Origin of the sequence: Bacillus sp. SIMBA_074, from assembly GCF_046534555.1 — a bacterium.
Classification (GTDB): Bacteria; Bacillota; Bacilli; order Bacillales; family Bacillaceae_G; genus Bacillus_A; species Bacillus_A mycoides.
Map to the genome: position 1 here is coordinate 35,424 of NZ_JAWRYM010000018.1, position 15,360 is coordinate 50,783.

Here is a 15,360-nt window from a genome sequence, read left to right on the forward strand (position 1 = left end):
ATGACACTTTTTCTTTTCATTATGGGCATCATTTTCTTAGTTTTTGCAGTTATTGCTCTTAGTATGAAAAATAATAAAAAGATAAAATCCCCTCAAGAAATGTCATTCTTATTTCTATTACTTAGTATAGCTTTCTTCGGTTTATCAGTCGCTTCATATATTTTCCGTCTGCAAATCATGTAAAAAAAGGTGCCTACTATAAATCATGCACCTTTCCACATTAATTATTTCCTACACAAAACTAGATACTTTCCGATTTAAAAACTCGTAAACTTTCTTTTCAAATAAATGAACATCTAATGCCCCAGCCATATGCCCATTTATACTTTCTATCTCATACACTTCTGCATATTTCCCCTGTTTTTGCAAAATGTCTACCATTTTATAATTATAACGAGGTGGCTGAAGTAAATCTTGTTTACACGGAATCATGAGTACATTCGCTTCTATATTAGAAAGAGCCTCTTCTAAAGAAGAAAATCCATGCGCAATATCATGTAATAAGACTGCTTTCGCAGTGTACATCCACGAATTTGCATCTACTAAATCTATACTTTTGCATGTCACTTTATTAATCTCTTTCTCAAATGATGTTAATGCAGAAAATTCCTGATAAGGTGCCATTTCTATACTGTTCCGCGGGAATGCCATTTCATAAAAATGTTCATCAAACGCATTCATAAACATCATTCGATTTGCTAAATGAAGACCCTTCGTTGGCTGCTCTTCTCCATACTTTCCACCTTTCCAGTTTGGATCAAGCTGAATTGCTTCAATCGCATTTTGCGCTACATTTCCCGACGTTATAATTGGATTTTGTGGATTCGTAATAACTCCAATCACTCGCTCTACCATATGAGGATAGTGAACAGCCCATTGCTGCGCAATCATCCCACCTGCCGACGGTCCCATTACAGCATGTAATCTTGAAATCCCCATATCTTTTATTAACTCATATTGCATACGTGCTACATCTAAAAATGTGAAGACTGGAAAATCCATCGCATACTCAAAGCCAGTCACCGGATTTATCGATTTTGGTCCCGTTGTAATTACGTAGGGGTTCTTCACCTGTACATTACAAAGGTTATCGGTACATATAACGAAATATTTATTTGTATCAATTGCTTTCCCAGGTCCAATTAATCCATCCCACCAACCAGCTTCCTCATCATGCTCTGTATATTTTCCTGCCGCATGACTTGTTGCACTAAAATAGTGACAAACCAAAATCGCATTTGATCTTTCTCTATTTAAAGCACCATACGTCTCATACCCCATTTGAACAGGAATTCCCCTACCATTTTCAAACACAAATTCTTTTAAAACAAACTTCTCCTTTTTTACAATTTGCACAGACTCGCCTTCTTCCCGTCATTTTATGAACTGCTTACTAAAGGGTTTTTTCTATGCAAGCCAATCTCCTCTTTCTTTTCATAAATAAATGAATAATATACAAAATTAGCCACAAAATAGCACTATATTACACAATCAAAGAGGGCATACATATGATTTGGAATTGGTTACGCAAGAAAAAAAACTCAAATACAAAAGAGACAGCTGATTTGAAACAACAGTCTGATGATCAAAAGGAACATAACAAAGATAAGAATGACGAGCCAAAAAGTACGGAACAAACTGAGGATACTTCTCAAAACAAGCAGCAAAATTCTAAACAAGAGGATTCTTCTCAAGGTAAGCAGCAAAATTCTAAGCAAGATGATAATTCTCAAGACAAACAAGAAGATTCTTCTCAAAACAAGCAACAAAGTTCTAAACAAGATGATTCTTCTCAAAACAAACAACAAAATTCTAAACAAGAGGATTCTTCTCAAAACAAGCAGCAAAGTTCTAAACAAGATGATTCTTCTCAAAACAAACAACAAAATTCTAAGCAAGATGATTCTTCTCAAAACAAGCAGCAAAATTCTAAGCAAGATGATTCTTCTCAAAACAAACAACAAAATTCTAAACAAGAGGATTCTTCTCAAAACAAGCAGCAAAGTTCTAAACAAGAGGATTCTTCTCAAAACAAACAACAAAATTCTAAACAAGATGATTCTTCTCAAAACAAGCAGCAAAATTCTAAGCAAGAGGATTCTTCTCAAAACAAACAACAAAATTCTAAACAAGATGATTCTTCTCAAAACAAGCAGCAAAGTTCTAAACAAGATGATTCTTCTCAAAACAAACAACAAAATTCTAAACAAGATGATTCTTCTCAAAACAAGCAGCAAACCTCAGGAAGTAACAGCATTTATGACTTTAGCAAACCAGAAAATGACCATATTCATTCTCTACAAGATTTAATAGAGAAGCTGAAACAGTCTAGTGATTTTGTTAATTACCACACATCTGACGATGAAACGATGCCTTATTGGATTTCTTACTATCGCCCTTCACTTGATGGTGAGAAATTGCAAAAGTATTTAATGCCTACTCTAATGGAACGTCCTTGCGCTTCATTAGAAGAATTAAAAGAACATATTCCAATGAGCGGTATTACAATTACGAACGACTTACAAAAAATTGAGGACATGGTTTTAAAAGGACATGCAATTATTCAATTAAATCAGCAAGATCAAAAGTGTATGCTTGCAAATATTGCAATTGATACTTACCGGGCACCAAGCCCTCCATTAAATGAATCAACAGTTATCGGTCCGCAAGAAGGTTTTGTAGAAGCTATTGATACAAATATTAATTTAGTCCGTAAACGCCTTCCTGTTTTAGAGTTACAAACAAAAGAGATGATTATTGGAGAGTTTTCAAAAACAAAGGTTGTGATGATGTATTTAGACAACCTTGCAGAAAAAGATAATGTAGAGTTTCTAGAAGAATCATTACGTGCTCTCGAATACGATCAAATTAATGACAGTGCCTATATACAAGAGTTAATGGGTGAAAAATCGATTTTCCCGCTCTATATAAATACAGAGCGTACTGACAGAGTTACAAAGGCACTTATTGATGGCAAAATCGCTATTTTTGTTGATGGTTCTCCAAGTGTCCTTTTAACTCCTGTATCATATTTCGATTTTTTCATTTCACCAGAAGACTATAACGTTTCTTGGTTATACGCTACATTCTCAAGGATTTTAAGATTGCTCGCTGTTCTATTCTCAATTTGTGCAACTCCATTATACGTTGCAGTTTTGAATTATCATTATGAATTAGTTCCGAGTGACTTACTTGAAACATTGATTTTATCAAGGGCTCAAGTACCATTTCCACCTTTAATAGAAGCACTTTTCTTGGAACTTGCTATTGATTTATTAAGAGAAGCTGGCGCTCGATTACCTATGAAGGTCGGACAAACGCTCGGTATTGTAGGCGGTATTGTAATTGGGCAAGCATCTGTACAAGCTGGTTTAACGAGTAATATTTTATTAATTATCGTTGCCCTATCAGCACTCGCTTCCTTCATTACACCGATTTATAAAATGGGTAACGCTGTTCGATTACTACGTTTCCCATTTCTTGCATTTGCAGAAATAGGTGGGCTTTTCGGTATATCTCTTGGATTTATCTTTTTATTTACCCATTTGTTTAGACTTACTTCTTTACGTAAGCCGTACGCTCTCTTTTATCCAACGAGACAACAATCCTTTAAAGATTCTTGGATTCGTTTTCCATTAACAATGATTGATACACGAGATGTTCAAGCAAGACCGCAACACGTAAAGAAAGCAACTAATGGAATTTCTACGAAGCATACGTCAGATTTTGATGATTAAGAAATGAGGTGCATCGATGAGTAAAATTAAAGCAGAACACCAAATATCACCCGTCTTCGTTTTCTTTTTAATTCACGGTGCACAATTCGGTGCCGGCGTCCTTGGGTTTGCCCGTATTATTGCTAAGGCTGCTGGATATGACGGTTGGATAGGAGTCTTCATCACAGGAATCATCATTCATATTCTCCTATGGATGATGTATTTCTTGTTAAAAGAAACAAACGGAAATTTAATTGATTTACAGCGACAAACGTTTGGAAAATGGCTAGGAAACGGCATTAATCTCATCTTTATAGCCTATTTTTTAACCGTCAGCATTTCTGTCATTCGAACATACGTTGAAATTATTCAAGTGTGGATGTTTCCTACCGCTTCAACTTGGATGTTAACACTCTTCTTATGCTTAGTTAGCTATTACATTATCTCTTCTGGATTTCGTGTAATTACCGGCATTTGTGTCATCTCAGTTGGTGGTACATTGGGATATTTATTTCTTAGCCTATTCGTTTTGAAATACTCTCACTGGCCTAATTTACTCCCTATTTTCACACATTCTTTTTCAGATATTTTAAAAGCCGCCCAGCTGTCAATCTACAGTATGACAGGGTTTGAGATTTATCTTATGATTTATCCATTTGTGAAAAATCCTAAGCAATCTCATAAATTCGCTCAATACGGAGCACTATTTTCAAATCTTCTATATTTATTTAGTACCCTTTTAGCCTTTTCGTTTTTTAGTGAAAAACAATTATCAAAAACAATATGGTCACAACTTTCCATGACCCAAGTAATCCAACTTCCTTTCATAGAAAGGCTAGAGTACATTGCAATCTCAGCTTACGCTCTCGTTATTGTTACAAGCTCTATCCTTCCTTTATGGGCTGCGACAAGAGGAACACACGAAATATTTCGTGTAAAACAAAGAGGTGTTTTAATTACTTTTTTGCTCATTACCCTCATTGTTTCACAGCTTTTAACGAACAGACATGATATTAATGACTTTATTAGTAATGCATCAAGGGTTAGTTTTTGGCTTATTTACATATACATCCCAATTCTATTTATTATTGTGTGGGTGAAAAGAAAATGGAAAAAATCAAAAGTAAAAGTAAATTAATACTTATTTCTTGTATAACACTCTTCAGTCTAACTGGATGTTTACAAAAAAATATTATCGATGATGTACAACTTATTCAAGGAACTGTATTTGATGTAGCAAAGGATAATAAAGTAAAAGTGACATTCGTTTGTCCCATTCAGAAAAAAGGTAATAAAGTTCAAGTCTTCGAAGGAACTGCAAACGCGGTAAAACAAGTAAAAGCAGACACATCTTTAGAGTCTTCTCAACCATTTGCCAGCGGACAAATGCGGGTTGCTCTATTTACTACAAGAATTGCTAAAAAAGGATTATCAACTTCCTTTGACACGTTAATTCGTGATGTGAATATCGGGAACTCTATGTATGTCGGTTTATTAGAGGGAACAGGGCTAGACTTACTAAAAGGTAAATATACAACATCATCTAACGTTGCCATTTATATAAAGAAAATGTTAGACCATAATATGAAAACGGGTCCTTTACCTACTGACAATCTACATTTAGGAGCCTATCGATATTATCGTGAAGGTCAAGATTCCTATTTACCAATCCTCAAAAAAGATAAAGATAAAATAAAAATTACTGGCATCGGCCTTTTAAAAAAAGATAAATATGTTGGGAAAATTAATTATCATGATATGTTTGCCTTTAAAGGCTTATTGGAAAAACACCGATTAGATTCACATGAATTTAAAGCAAACTCCGGATACACAATCATTAATAACATTCGATCCGTCCCAACTTACCAAGTAAATATAAAAGACGGAAAACCATCATTTTTCATACACGTCAAACTAGAAGCTCGTATTCAAGAACTATCTAAACAGTTCAACTTAGACAATAAAAAGAATACACAAAAAATAGAAAAAACGATTGAAAAACAATTAGATGCAAAAGCTAATAAACTAATTAAACAGTTTAAATCTTTGAATGTAGATCCACTCGGCCTCGGTGCAAGGTATAAAGAACATTATCGTCCATTTAAATTAGAAGAGTGGAGAAAAATGTACAAAGATGTTCCCATTACAATAAAATACACAGTTAACATTACAAATTCTGGCGTAATTGAATGATAATGATTGAACTCCTCCCTCCGGCATGATACAACGGAGAGAGGAGTTTTTCATTACCAAATATAGAGAGAAAAGATATTTACGGGGGAGCTTATGTCCAAAAAATTAGTAAAGCCTATTTTAAACGGTATTTTATTTCTCGGCGTCTTTTTATTTGCTCATACATACTTAAAAAATGTTTCTTTCACACGTTATTTACTTGTAGTTATACCAATGCTACTCATCGGAATGTTTGGCATCGATCTTATTTTATCCGTTTTAATTAAGAAAGAAGAATAACGAGCGAACATCTTATTTCTCATAAGATGTTCTTTTTATTTAATAACTACCTTATGTTACAATAAAGTGAAACTTTAATCAGTGGGGATTTTGTCCATTCCCCACTGATTATTAGCCTTCACCAATCGGGCTTTTACGGGCAGTTATCTCCCACCTCGCTTCCTCGCATTTGCGACTTTTGAGGTGGGAGTCTTACTGCCCGTTAATGCGGGATAAAATTCGGCATAACGTAAGAAAGGATGAAACAACATGACAAACGAAAAAGGTTTAGATAAAGGATACGAACTTGTTGCAAAAATGCATGAAGAATTCGGACATCCTGTGACAAGTACTCCAACAAAACTAACAGAAGAGCGTGCAAAAATTCGTGCTAGCTTTATGCAAGAAGAGCTAGAAGAATTTCTAGAAGCAACAACTGTTGAAGATCAATACGATGCACTTATTGACCTTATTTACTTTGCATTCGGAACGTTTGCAGAAATGGGCGTACGTCCAGATAAAGGATTCGAAATTGTAAACAATGCTAACATGGCAAAACTATTCCCTGATGGAAAGCCTCGATTCCGCGAAGGCGATGGAAAAATTATGAAACCAGAAGGATGGCAAGCACCGGAACCACAACTTCGTGCGGAAATCGAACGTCAGCGCCAAGAAGCTGAAAAAAACTGCTAGGATTTCCTAGCAGTTTTTTATTATGTCCTTTTTTCTGCCACTCATTAATGACCCACGTGTCCCGCGTGTCCTGCTGCTCCACCAATGCTAGCTGCTCCGGCAGCTGCCCCGGCTCCTCCTGCTCCAATTCCACCTGTCCAAGGAGAAGATTGTTGCTGTTGATATTGTTGATATTGTTGGTGTTGCTGGTGTTGCTGGCCGTGTTGACCTTGATGATGGTGTTGACCTTGGTGATGGTGCTGACCTTGGTGATGGTGCTGACCTTGGTGATGGTGCTGGCCTTGGTGATGGTGTTGACCTTGGTGATGATGTTGGCCCTGGTGATGGTGTTGACCTTGATGAGTTTGATAAAGGACAGCCTGCGGGTGAATTTGATGATGACCTTGGTGATGTACTTGTTGCTGATGGTGGCCTTGGTGTTGATGATGGCCTTGGTGACCATGATGACCATGGTGTTGATGATGGCCTTGGTGACCATGATGACCATGGTGTTGATGATGGTCTTGGTGACCATGATGATGAGTTTGATAAAGGACAGCCTGCGGATGAATTTGATGATGACCATGATGATGTACTTGTTGTTGATGATGGCCATGATGCTGATGATGGCCGTGTTGTTGATGATGACCGTGATGGCCGTGATGCTCATGATGTACATGCTGACCGTGATGGCCGTGATGCTCATGATGCACATGATGACCGTGAACACCTTGAGGGAATCCGCCGATCCCACCTGCTACAACACCAACGCCAGGTACAGGAAATCCTGTTTGTACACCGCCAACGAAAGATGGGAATGTAGTTGGCATACCTACAGGAACTCCTCCTTGTGCACCTCCTACTAGTGCCGGAAATCCTGTTTGCGCTCCAGCTACTGACGTTGGAAATCCTGTTTGTACACCCGCCACTGACGTCGGAAATCCTCCAGCTGCTCCTCCCATCCAACTTGGGATTCCGCCATATCCGTGTTGACCATCTCCTCCCATGAACATCATTTGTCCATAACTATCCGATCCACCTCCGAAGAAGCCATGTGGTGCATTATTGTCCATCCCTTTCATTCCTTTCACCTCTTCTGTTCAATTTAACCTACCTTTTTTATCATATTTTCTATAGAAGAATAGGTGTTTGTCTATATGGGAATTCCGCGCCTTTTTCTTCGTTCTTCATTCATGATAAACTAAATTAACTGATTATTTTTTAAAAGGAGGCGTTTTCGTTGGAGAACGTAGCAAAAGCTTCCATCGACGATTTAGATTCAATCTTACATATAGATGTTGATGTAATCGGAGACGATAGTAGACGAGATTATATTAAACACGCTATTGATGAAGGAACCTGCATCATTGCAAAAGAGGACAATTCCATTTTTGGTTTTCTAACATACGATACAAATTTCTTTGGTTATACTTTCCTCTCATTAATCATTGTTTCGCCAACGAAAAGAAGACAAGGTCATGCAAGTTCATTAATCTCATATATGTTAAGGCATTCTCCTACTCAAAAAATATTTTCTTCAACGAACGAATCGAATACAAATATGCAAAAAGTTTTTAAAGCGAATGGATTTATGCGTAGTGGAATGATCGAAAACTTAGATGAAGATGATCCAGAGCTTATTTTTTACGCAAAAAAGCTCAGAGCATAAACGCTCTGAGCTTTTATTAATCATTAATTAGTTTGCAACAACGTTAACAAGTTTTCCAGGAACAACAATTACTTTACGAACTGTTTTCCCTTCAATTTGTTCTTTGATTTCCTCAAGTGCAAGTTGTTCCATTTCTTCTTTTGATGCGTCTTTACTCATTGTTAATTTTGCGCGAACTTTGCCCATAATTTGAACAACGATTTCAACTTCATCTTCTACAAGTTTAGACTCATCAAATGTTGGCCAGCTTGCATATGTGATTGTTTCATTGTATCCAAGCTTGCTCCATAGTTCTTCCCCGATGTGAGGTGCAACTGGTGCAATCATTTTTACGAAACCTTCTACATATTCTTTTGGAAGTGTTTCAGCTTTGTATGCATCGTTGATGAATACCATCATTTGAGAAATCGCTGTGTTGAAGCGAAGCTCTGCATAGTCTTCTGTTACTTTCTTCACTGTTTGGTGGTAAGCTTTTTCAAGATCTTTGTTTGGTGCATCAGTAATTTTCTCACTTAATTCACCGTTATCTTGAATGAATAGGCGCCATACGCGGTCTAGGAAACGACGAGCTCCGTCAAGACCATTTTCAGACCAAGCGATTGAAGCATCTAATGGTCCCATGAACATTTCGTATAGACGAAGTGTATCTGCACCGTGGCTTGCTACGATATCATCAGGATTTACAACGTTACCTTTTGATTTACTCATTTTCTCGTTGTTTTCACCTAAGATCATACCTTGGTTGAATAATTGTTGGAACGGTTCTTTCGTTGGAACTACACCGATATCATATAATACTTTATGCCAGAAACGAGCATATAGTAAGTGAAGTACAGCGTGCTCTGCTCCACCGATATAAATATCAACTGGAAGCCATTGTTTTACTTTTTCAGGGTCTACAAGTGCTTCGCTGTTGTTTGGATCGATGTAGCGTAGGTAGTACCAGCAGCTACCAGCCCATTGTGGCATTGTATTTGTTTCACGACGACCTTTTTTACCAGTTCCAGGATCAACAACATTTACCCACTCTTCAATGTTTGCAAGTGGTGATTCACCTGTACCTGAAGGACGAATATTCTCTGTTTTCGGAAGAACTAATGGTAATTCTTCTTCTTTCACAGCTGTCATTGTACCATCTTCCCAATGGATTACTGGAATTGGCTCACCCCAGTAACGTTGGCGACTAAATAACCAGTCACGTAGACGGTACGTTACTTTTTGATTTCCTGCGCTTGTTACTTCAAGCCACTCAATCATTTTTACAATTGCTTCTTCTTTATTTAAACCATCAAGGAATGCTGAGTTTACGTGCGCACCATCACCTGTATATGCTTCTTTCGAAATGTCTCCGCCTTTTACAACTTCCTTCATTGGAAGATTGAACGTTGATGCGAATTCATAGTCACGCTCATCGTGAGCTGGAACTGCCATTACAGCACCTGTTCCGTAAGTTGCAAGAACATAATCAGCGATCCAGATTGGTAATTTCTCACCGTTTACTGGGTTAACTGCGTAAGCACCAGTAAATACACCAGTTTTTTCTTTCGCAAGTTCTGTACGCTCTAAATCGCTCTTCATTTTAACAGAGTTAATGTAAGCTTCTACAGCTTCTTTTTGTTCTGGTATTGTAATGTTAGCAACAAGTGCATGCTCTGGAGCCAGTACACAGTAGCTTGCTCCAAATAGTGTATCAGGACGCGTTGTGAAAACTGTGAACTTCTCATCTGTACCGTCGATGTTGAAGTGTACTTCTGCACCTTCAGAACGACCGATCCAGTTACGTTGCATGTCTTTTAAGCTTTCTGGCCAATTAAGCTCATCTAGATCTTCTAATAGACGATCTCCGTAAGCTGTAATTTTTAACATCCACTGTCTCATCGGACGACGCTCAACTGGATGTCCACCGCGCTCACTCTTACCGTCAATGATTTCTTCGTTTGCAAGTACTGTACCAAGTGCTGGGCACCAGTTTACAGGTACTTCATCAACGTAAGCTAAACCTTTTTCAAATAGTTTTAGGAAGATCCATTGTGTCCACTTGTAGTAGGTTGGATCTGTTGTATTTACTTCACGATCCCAATCGTAAGAGAAGCCTAATGCTTTAATTTGATTACGGAACGTATTAATATTAAGCTCTGTAAATTCAGCCGGGCTGTTCCCAGTATCAAGTGCATATTGCTCTGCTGGAAGACCGAATGCATCCCATCCCATTGGATGAAGAACGTTATATCCTTGCATACGCTTCATACGAGATAAAATATCTGTCGCTGTATAACCTTCTGGATGACCTACGTGTAAGCCTGCACCTGATGGATATGGAAACATATCTAGTGCATAAAATTTTGGTTTTTCTGTTTCATCTGGCGTACGGAATGTTTTATTCTCTTCCCAATGCCCTTGCCACTTCTTCTCAATTTCTTGATGATTAAAGCTCATGAGATACCCTCCTTGAAATTCTATTTATTTTCACCGCCCAAAATACAAAAAACCTCTCATCCCTAGAAAGGGACGAGAGGTTATAGATTCCCGCGGTACCACCCTAAATTAATGTAATAAATACATTCGCTTAGATCCGTAACGTGGATTAACGGCAATTGCTACTAATGATTTCACAACTGCAACTCAAAGGCGAGTTCATAACGAAACGTGGATTGACTTGCACCGACCGTCAACTCTCTAAACCAGCTTCTATTACTACTACTCCTTCTCACTGTTATTACAAATATGAGTTAATGTGAACTACCCACCACTTAGTATCTCTTAAGAGCTTACTTGAAGCGAGGGCTTCTCGGTTAATCGTTACTCTTGCTAACTAACGAATTTGTCTTAGGACAGCCGAGCTAACTCCCTTGTTCCAAAGGATATTTTATTACTATTTATTTAAATATATTCTAAAACATGTTGCATGTTCCGTCAAACTAAACTGCAATTTTTTCTTCAACTGTTTCTTCTACTTTTACTCGTCTATCATAAATACTCGTTGCTATAAGCGCTACTACAAGCATTACCATGATCGCAATAAACAATACTTCCATATTGTATAAGTCAACAATCGCTCCGCCAACGACCGGTCCGAACATTTTCCCTACAGTCGCTGCGCTATTTACAACACCTTGATAAAATCCTAGCTTATCTTTCGGTGCAAGTATATTTGCGATGGTCGGAACTGCCGGCCATACGAATAATTCACCAATTGTTAATGTCACCATCGCAACGAGAAACATCGTAAATTGCTGCGCTTGGCTTAAAACAATAAACGACGCCGCAAAAATGACGATTCCAATCATAATTTGTTGTTTTAAAGAACGCTTCATCCAGCGAATTAACATACTAACAAGTGGCTGCGCACAAACAATCATCGCCCCGTTTATCGTCCATAATAAACTATAATGGCGGAGGCTAATATCTAATTCTCGCATATGAGTCGCAATTGCCCCTTGCCACTGTACGTATGTAACCCAGCATAAAGCATATGCTACACATACGATTAGAAGCGCTTTGAAGCCAGGTGTAAGTGACCAACCTTTTTTCATTTCGGCTTCTTTTTGTACCTCTTGCTCTTTTTTTGCTTCCATACCACGAAATCCAATAAACGCAATTAAGAAGAAAATAAAATATAAAATAAAGTTCGCTAAGAAAATATAATCAAAACGATAAGACGCAACTAATCCACCGCACGCTGTTCCAATCGCAATCCCAACGTTTTGTCCAACATACATTGCATTGAACGCTCGTCTCCCGCCTTCTGGCCAAACCGTACCGACCATCGCATACATCGATGGAAACACCATTCCAGAACCGAATCCGATTAATGCTAGCCACACAACATATAATGGCCAACCATGGAAAAATACAAGACCTAAAATCGATACAAGTGTAATGACAATCCCTACTAAAATTGATTTATAACCGCCCCATTTATCAAATAAAACACCGCCGAGCAAGTTTCCGATTACACCAGTAAGCGAGTTGATCATTAATACCATTCCGGCTACTGATAAAGATTTCCCTAAACTATCATGTAAGTAAATTGTATTAAAAGGCCATAAAAAAGAAGCACCCGTGACATTAATAATCATCCCAGCTACTAATAGCCATACTTTCCTTGGCATAGTCTCCCCTCCTATTCTCTTTTTTTCGTTCATATATATAACAGTAAAATTGTAGTCGTTTTTAAATAGGAAGGCAACTGATTAATAGTTGATGAAATTCAGATAATAGCACAAAGACGATTAGAATGTATTCTAATCGTCTTTGTAAAATATTAATCTATAAATAATGGAATCGTTCCCTCGCGAAAGGTTATCCAACTTCCTTTTTACGTTTTGTACTTTCTTTAGCACTCCATTTAAATATTTTGTCTAGTAGAGAGTATATTCTCCCAGACTCCTTCGTTAATAATGGCCCTAGCGACGCCAATATTAAAACATATAAAGCTGAGAATGGCTTAATCGTTGCCATTAAGCCACCCGCTATTCCGAGATTCGCGACAATAATGGAGAATTCCCCACGTGATATAAGTGTTAAACCGATATTCGTAGAAGCCTTATGCGATAACCCGGCTTTACGCCCTGCAATCATTCCAGCTGTAAAATTACCGATGAGAGTAATGAAAACTGCTCCTAATGCCAACCATACTGCTCCTCCAAGCGAAAACGGATCTATACTTAAACCGAAGCTGAAGAAAAATATAGCTCCAAAGAAATCACGAAACGGGACGACGAGATGCTCGATCCGGTCACTATGCTCTGTTTCTGAAAAGACGAGTCCTAACAATAAAGCCCCAATCGCTTCCGCAACATGAATTGTTTCTGAAAATCCTGCTACAAAGAATAAAATAGCGAATATTACGATAATAAAAATTTCGTTTGACGAAATATCTAATACTTTATTTAGAAACGGCGTAGCTTTTCTAGCGATTACAAAGAATAGTAGCATATACCCTACCGCGATTAACACCGATGTAAGAGCACCTACAAATGATGTTGCACCACCGAGTACTAACCCTGAAACGACTGATAAATATACAGCTAAAAAGATATCATCAAACATAATGATTCCTAATATTAATTCAGTCTCTTTATTACCAGATCTTCTTAAATCAACAATTACTTTTGCAACAATTGCACTCGATGAAATTGTAATGATTCCAGCAATAATTAACGTTTCTAATAAGGGGAAGCCCATAACATATCCATAAAGTAAACCTAATATGAAATTAAGCGATATATGAACACTACCCCCAAAAGCAATCGACTTTCCTGATTTAATTAATTTTTTTATTGAGAATTCTAAACCTAAATAGAATAAGAGGAATATGACGCCAACACGGCCGAGGAAGGAAATAACTTCTCCGCTTTCAATAAACCTTAAATCGATAAGTCCTAAATCTGGGGCATGAGGCCCCACTAACATACCGAGTATAATGAGAAACGGAATAATCGAGAACTTTAACTTCGCAGCGAGGATAGCTGCAAAAGCTACTAATACTAACGCAGTTCCAACTTCAAAAATTAAAGTATCCATCGATTAGGAATCACCTCCTGCTGAAAGCAATTCATTAATAATTCTTTTCACTTCATGTCTTTCACCCGACAATACGAGCATATCGCCAGCTTCAATAATAGAGTCTGGACCTGGATTAAAGAATTTCTTCATATTCTTTTTCAAAATAGCAATAATCGTTACGTTATATGTTTTTCTGACATGTAAGCTACCAATTGTTTGTTGTACTACTGGTGCATTATTCTCCACCTTAAACCATTCAATTGATAATCCTTCAAAAGCCATCTCAATTGTGTCTAGCGCTTGCGGCCTATATACCATTCCGCCTAATATAGCCGCAATTTGTCTCGCTTCAGAATCACGAAGAGAAATGCTTGAAATACTCTCATCGTGATCCGCATCAAAATGATACATTTCTCTTCGGCCATCATCATGAATAACGATAACCATTTTTTCATTACCTTTTGTTATCACTTCGAATTTACATCCAATGCCCGGTAGTTCACTCTCTCTAATATTCATATTTTCCGCCTCCTAAAGTTTTTAGTTACGGCTTTTACAAATCTACATCAATCTCTGTTTTAAACTTCTCATCTTTTGAGATTCCTAAATACTTGAGCGTCTCTGATGGAGTTGCGTGATGAAAATGCTTTTGCAATAGCGCAATCGCTATTCCTCTTTTGTACGCATGAAATCCAAATGTTTTTCGCATTGAATTCGTTCCAATCTTTCCAACAATTCCAACTGCTTCTGCAGCATTATGAATTACACGATACGCTTGTTGGCGCGTAATTGAATTTGGCGTTTTATTAGATTGAAATACATAGTTCTCTCTTTGAACATCAATAGATTGTACGTACTCTAAAAGTGCTTCTTTTACTTTTGTATTTAAATAAATATCTTGCTTAAATTTTTCATCTTTCACAGGAAGAGAATAAAATTCTTTAACAGTCCCGTCTTCATGTAATACATCTTCAAATTTCATGCTAAGTAGTTCTGTAATTTTCAATCCTGTGTTAATTCCAATAACAAATAAAAGATAATCTCGCTGCGAGTGCTCTTTTAAATATTTTTTCATAGCCTCAATTTGGTTTATATCTTTTAATGCCTCTACAACTTCCATACATGTATCTCCTCATCTTATGAACGGTAATTTTCTCATCATGTTGTCCATTTTACCTTATCACGCTATGAGATTTCCATGTATTATCCATTATTTTTCACAATATACTCATGTAGTTCTGACAATTTGTAATGTGGAAACTTGCGATTGTACAAATGCGTTGTGGTTAGAAAAGAAATGTGGGATAAAAGTTCAGCTTCTTTCTACAGATTGGATTCCTCCTT

General features: G+C 37.3%; 14 protein-coding genes and 1 other annotated feature. Of the genes, 7 read left to right on the forward strand and 7 right to left on the reverse strand.

Translation table 11 applies throughout. The features are described from left to right. Positions 1–183 carry a hypothetical protein gene (locus tag SB773_RS18780; RefSeq protein WP_002015640.1) on the forward strand — a complete coding sequence of 61 codons (183 nt, stop codon included), beginning with the start codon at positions 1–3 and terminating at the stop codon, positions 181–183. Positions 184–231: 48 nt separating this feature from the next. Here SB773_RS18780 and SB773_RS18785 read toward each other — a convergent pair whose 3' ends face one another. Continuing rightward, a complete protein-coding gene (locus tag SB773_RS18785; protein ID WP_410591365.1) occupies positions 232–1,356 on the reverse strand; it encodes a homoserine O-acetyltransferase family protein in 1,125 nt (374 codons plus the stop codon). 152 nt (positions 1,357–1,508) lie between these two features. Between SB773_RS18785 and SB773_RS18790 the strand changes: the two genes are divergently transcribed. The 5 genes from SB773_RS18790 (at position 1,509) to SB773_RS18810 (ending at position 6,860) form a co-directional block, all read left to right on the forward strand. After that, positions 1,509–3,737, forward strand: a complete 2,229-nt coding sequence (locus SB773_RS18790; protein ID WP_410591367.1) for a spore germination protein — start codon at positions 1,509–1,511, stop codon at positions 3,735–3,737. Positions 3,738–3,753: 16 nt separating this feature from the next. Continuing rightward, entirely contained in the window at positions 3,754–4,854 is a 1,101-nt protein-coding gene (locus SB773_RS18795; protein ID WP_289404778.1) for a spore germination protein, read from the forward strand. Beyond that, positions 4,824–5,909 carry a Ger(x)C family spore germination protein gene (locus SB773_RS18800; RefSeq protein WP_131246873.1) on the forward strand — a complete coding sequence of 362 codons (1,086 nt, stop codon included), beginning with the start codon at positions 4,824–4,826 and terminating at the stop codon, positions 5,907–5,909. The genes SB773_RS18795 and SB773_RS18800 overlap by 31 nt, the downstream gene beginning before the upstream one ends. A 93-nt stretch (positions 5,910–6,002) precedes the next feature. After that, a complete protein-coding gene (locus SB773_RS18805) occupies positions 6,003–6,188 on the forward strand; it encodes a hypothetical protein (RefSeq protein WP_002129504.1) in 186 nt (61 codons plus the stop codon). A 249-nt stretch (positions 6,189–6,437) separates the two neighbouring features. Continuing rightward, on the forward strand, positions 6,438–6,860 hold the full coding sequence (locus tag SB773_RS18810; protein WP_002034433.1) for a pyrophosphohydrolase domain-containing protein: 423 nt from the start codon (positions 6,438–6,440) through the stop codon (positions 6,858–6,860). Positions 6,861–6,904: 44 nt separating this feature from the next. On the opposite strand, the gene SB773_RS18815 is transcribed toward SB773_RS18810, so the two are convergent. Then, positions 6,905–7,921 carry a VrrB protein gene (locus SB773_RS18815; protein ID WP_410591371.1) on the reverse strand — a complete coding sequence of 339 codons (1,017 nt, stop codon included), beginning with the start codon at positions 7,919–7,921 and terminating at the stop codon, positions 6,905–6,907. Between the two features lie 158 nt (positions 7,922–8,079). On the opposite strand from SB773_RS18815, the gene SB773_RS18820 reads away from it, so the two are divergent. Next, positions 8,080–8,508: a GNAT family N-acetyltransferase gene (locus SB773_RS18820; protein ID WP_410591373.1), complete on the forward strand. Its 429-nt coding sequence runs from the start codon at positions 8,080–8,082 to the stop codon at positions 8,506–8,508. Positions 8,509–8,535: 27 nt separating this feature from the next. On the opposite strand, the gene leuS is transcribed toward SB773_RS18820, so the two are convergent. The 5 genes from leuS to SB773_RS18845 form a co-directional block, all read right to left on the reverse strand. Next, positions 8,536–10,944, reverse strand: a complete 2,409-nt coding sequence (gene leuS, locus SB773_RS18825) for a leucine--tRNA ligase (RefSeq protein WP_410591375.1) — start codon at positions 10,942–10,944, stop codon at positions 8,536–8,538. Positions 10,945–11,009: 65 nt separating this feature from the next. Next, positions 11,010–11,228 (reverse strand) — a binding site (T-box leader). Between the two features lie 198 nt (positions 11,229–11,426). After that, positions 11,427–12,620 (reverse strand): MDR family MFS transporter, encoded by a 1,194-nt coding sequence (locus SB773_RS18830; RefSeq protein WP_410591377.1) that lies wholly within the window; start codon positions 12,618–12,620, stop codon positions 11,427–11,429. 190 nt (positions 12,621–12,810) lie between these two features. Continuing rightward, on the reverse strand, positions 12,811–14,034 hold the full coding sequence (locus SB773_RS18835) for a cation:proton antiporter (RefSeq protein WP_410591379.1): 1,224 nt from the start codon (positions 14,032–14,034) through the stop codon (positions 12,811–12,813). Between the two features lie 3 nt (positions 14,035–14,037). Then, positions 14,038–14,535 (reverse strand): cation:proton antiporter regulatory subunit, encoded by a 498-nt coding sequence (locus SB773_RS18840; RefSeq protein WP_001026048.1) that lies wholly within the window; start codon positions 14,533–14,535, stop codon positions 14,038–14,040. Between the two features lie 34 nt (positions 14,536–14,569). After that, positions 14,570–15,136 (reverse strand): tyrosine-type recombinase/integrase, encoded by a 567-nt coding sequence (locus SB773_RS18845; protein WP_410591381.1) that lies wholly within the window; start codon positions 15,134–15,136, stop codon positions 14,570–14,572. Positions 15,137–15,360 lie beyond the last annotated feature (224 nt).

Bases quoted from the DNA above. Each gene is read 5' to 3' on its own strand.
- SB773_RS18800 (WP_131246873.1), top strand. From the start codon at position 4,824: ATGGAAAAAATCAAAAGTAAAAGTAAATTAATACTTATTTCTTGTATA.
- SB773_RS18810 (WP_002034433.1), top strand. From the start codon at position 6,438: ATGACAAACGAAAAAGGTTTAGATAAAGGATACGAACTTGTTGCAAAA.
- SB773_RS18845 (WP_410591381.1), bottom strand. From the start codon at position 15,136: ATGGAAGTTGTAGAGGCATTAAAAGATATAAACCAAATTGAGGCTATG.
- SB773_RS18830 (WP_410591377.1), bottom strand. From the start codon at position 12,620: ATGCCAAGGAAAGTATGGCTATTAGTAGCTGGGATGATTATTAATGTC.
- SB773_RS18790 (WP_410591367.1), top strand. From the start codon at position 1,509: ATGATTTGGAATTGGTTACGCAAGAAAAAAAACTCAAATACAAAAGAG.
- SB773_RS18795 (WP_289404778.1), top strand. From the start codon at position 3,754: ATGAGTAAAATTAAAGCAGAACACCAAATATCACCCGTCTTCGTTTTC.
- leuS (WP_410591375.1), bottom strand. From the start codon at position 10,944: ATGAGCTTTAATCATCAAGAAATTGAGAAGAAGTGGCAAGGGCATTGG.
- SB773_RS18780 (WP_002015640.1), top strand. From the start codon at position 1: ATGACACTTTTTCTTTTCATTATGGGCATCATTTTCTTAGTTTTTGCA.
- SB773_RS18815 (WP_410591371.1), bottom strand. From the start codon at position 7,921: ATGAAAGGGATGGACAATAATGCACCACATGGCTTCTTCGGAGGTGGA.
- SB773_RS18840 (WP_001026048.1), bottom strand. From the start codon at position 14,535: ATGAATATTAGAGAGAGTGAACTACCGGGCATTGGATGTAAATTCGAA.
- SB773_RS18805 (WP_002129504.1), top strand. From the start codon at position 6,003: ATGTCCAAAAAATTAGTAAAGCCTATTTTAAACGGTATTTTATTTCTC.
- SB773_RS18835 (WP_410591379.1), bottom strand. From the start codon at position 14,034: ATGGATACTTTAATTTTTGAAGTTGGAACTGCGTTAGTATTAGTAGCT.